The organism is Candidatus Symbiopectobacterium sp. (assembly GCF_020054415.1).
Classification (GTDB): Bacteria; Pseudomonadota; Gammaproteobacteria; order Enterobacterales; family Enterobacteriaceae; genus Symbiopectobacterium.
In genome coordinates, this window is the sequence record NZ_JAHWCO010000240.1 from 1 (window position 1) to 2,110 (window position 2,110).

Below are 2,110 nucleotides of genomic sequence, written 5' to 3' on the forward strand. Positions count from 1 at the left end.
AGCCCAGTGAAACGACGGATCGTCGCAACGTAAAATCATGCAGTTAGGCCTCATGAGAAAAGTGTACACCTGAGATGACAAACATTTTCTACCAAAACTGGCATGGAAAAACAGCATGATTACCTATTATTCAACAAAGCCCGTGCCGTGACTCAGTCCACGCGAGCGGGAGGTATTATGGGGCTACAAACAGGGACTAAATAACAGTAAAATCAGTGAGCTATCCGGAATATCCATTAAAGCCATCAGCGCATACCGTAATCACGCTATGCAGAAGTTGATGCTGAAAAACCGGCTTTGTTGAATAAATAGATTTTATGCTGGCAGCACAGTGAAACGAAGGATCCTCGCAACGTAAAATCATGCAGTTAGGCCTCATGAGAAAAGTGTACACCTGAGATGACAAGCATTTTCAACCAAAACTGGCACGGAAAAACAGCATGATTACCTATTATTCAACAAAGCCCACTGTATTCCACATCCAAAACCGGACATTTCACACTGCAATCAACATATTGAATACACGATCTGGCTTTTTATTAAATATCAATATGTTAATAAAAGCCCATTCCCAAGCGATCACACAATTAATTTCCTTTCTGCGCGTGATGATATTGCCCCCCCAAGTAACCTTTATAAGATAATTCTCGCTCTAATTTTAAGATAATTTAATAAAGTAATATTATGAAACACAGTATCAACTTTATATATATCGGCTATACTGATCGTCTATATGATTAAATAGGGTCAAAAACCTTACTTATTTTTTGCGATAATCTGTGATTATTTTGCTATAGTTAGCGTATGGGTGATGCGGTATGTCGTGTAATCCGCACTCTCCATCAGGATAAATGTGAGCTTATTTCATCACTTAACCCAAGGAGTCACCAACTGTTGTCAGGGTTTTCTATTACGTTCCATCAGCGTTGCAGGTTTCAAAAGCAGGCTGAGGTAATGTGGAACAACAGCATGACGGAGTGAACGATATGGATGAGTACTCACCGAAACATTATGATATTGCCCAACTCCGATTCTTGTGTGAAAATCTCTGTGACGAAAGCATCGCCACATTGGGGGATAGTAGTCATGGCTGGGTCAATGATCCAACATCTGCGATCAATCTCCAATTAAATGAATTGATTGAGCATATAGCTACATTTATTCTGACATTTAAAATAAAATACCCCGATGAAGACGAGCTTTCAAAACGGGTCGAGCAGTATTTAGATGACACCTATGCTTTGTTCAGTAACTATGGAATTAATGGTGCCGAACTGCAACGCTGGCAACGATCTAAAGCCACGTTATTAGGAATGTTCTCACAGGAGAACGTCTGTTCATCTGCTAAATCTTAAGCAATAGATGCTTTTATATTAATTAACCACCAGGTGCTGGTATTGTTTTGATAAAGGTCGCCATGAAAAAAATTGATTATTTGATGCGCTTACGCAAGTGTACAACGATTGACACGCTTGAACGCGTTATCGAGAAGAACAAGTATGAGTTGTCCAGCGATGAGCTGGAAATGTTTTATTCCGCCGCCGATCATCGTTTAGCTGAGCTAACAATGAACAAGCTGTACGACAAGGTCCCTACCGCCGTTTGGAAATACGTACGTTAAATCACTGTGCTTATACCTTGAATAATTCGATTTTCAGCCAGGCAGCAAGCGATAAAATCCTGATGAACATACCCAAGTGAGCGATTCGGGCAAGTGTATGCAGCCAGCGCAGAAGCAAATTGAAGTATCACAGGTATATACCTAAATGATTTAGGGTGAATATCTTACGCCAGCCTCATCGCTGGCGTTTTACTCTCTCCAAGCCATTTGCTTACGTAAATATCACAATTGTAAATCACATGCATTGATCTCAATGTAGGTTTCTTTTATTGGGTCGTGTATTCAATATGGGCTTTGTTGAATAATAGTGAGTCATGCTGTTTTGCCAAGCCAGTTTTGGTAGAAAATGCGGCTTTGTTGAATAATAGGGAATAATGCTGTTATGACACGCCTGTTTTGGATTAAAATGCTGATCGCTCCGGGATGCATCACCACGCTCTGGATTTAACATACTGATTTTACGTCAAGGGAATCCGCAGCCTTTATGGC

The 2,110-nt window shown here is 40.4% G+C and carries 4 protein-coding genes; 3 read left to right on the forward strand and 1 reads right to left on the reverse strand.

Annotated elements, in window-relative coordinates; all coding sequences use genetic code 11:
* Window positions 1-211: 211 nt before the first annotated feature.
* The 3 genes from QZ506_RS21510 to QZ506_RS07020 all read left to right on the forward strand — a co-directional run bounded on the left by QZ506_RS21510 (window position 212) and on the right by QZ506_RS07020 (window position 1,621).
* Entirely contained in the window at window positions 212-304 is a 93-nt protein-coding gene (locus QZ506_RS21510; protein ID WP_367272982.1) for a hypothetical protein, read from the forward strand.
* Between the two features lie 682 nt (window positions 305-986).
* Entirely contained in the window at window positions 987-1,355 is a 369-nt protein-coding gene (gene tomB, locus QZ506_RS07015) for an Hha toxicity modulator TomB (protein WP_252319656.1), read from the forward strand.
* A 62-nt stretch (window positions 1,356-1,417) separates the two neighbouring features.
* Window positions 1,418-1,621 (forward strand): HHA domain-containing protein, encoded by a 204-nt coding sequence (locus tag QZ506_RS07020; protein WP_195315224.1) that lies wholly within the window; start codon window positions 1,418-1,420, stop codon window positions 1,619-1,621.
* A gap of 250 nt (window positions 1,622-1,871) precedes the next feature.
* On the opposite strand, the gene QZ506_RS07025 is transcribed toward QZ506_RS07020, so the two are convergent.
* Window positions 1,872-2,072, reverse strand: a complete 201-nt coding sequence (locus tag QZ506_RS07025; protein WP_291970030.1) for a hypothetical protein — start codon at window positions 2,070-2,072, stop codon at window positions 1,872-1,874.
* Window positions 2,073-2,110 lie beyond the last annotated feature (38 nt).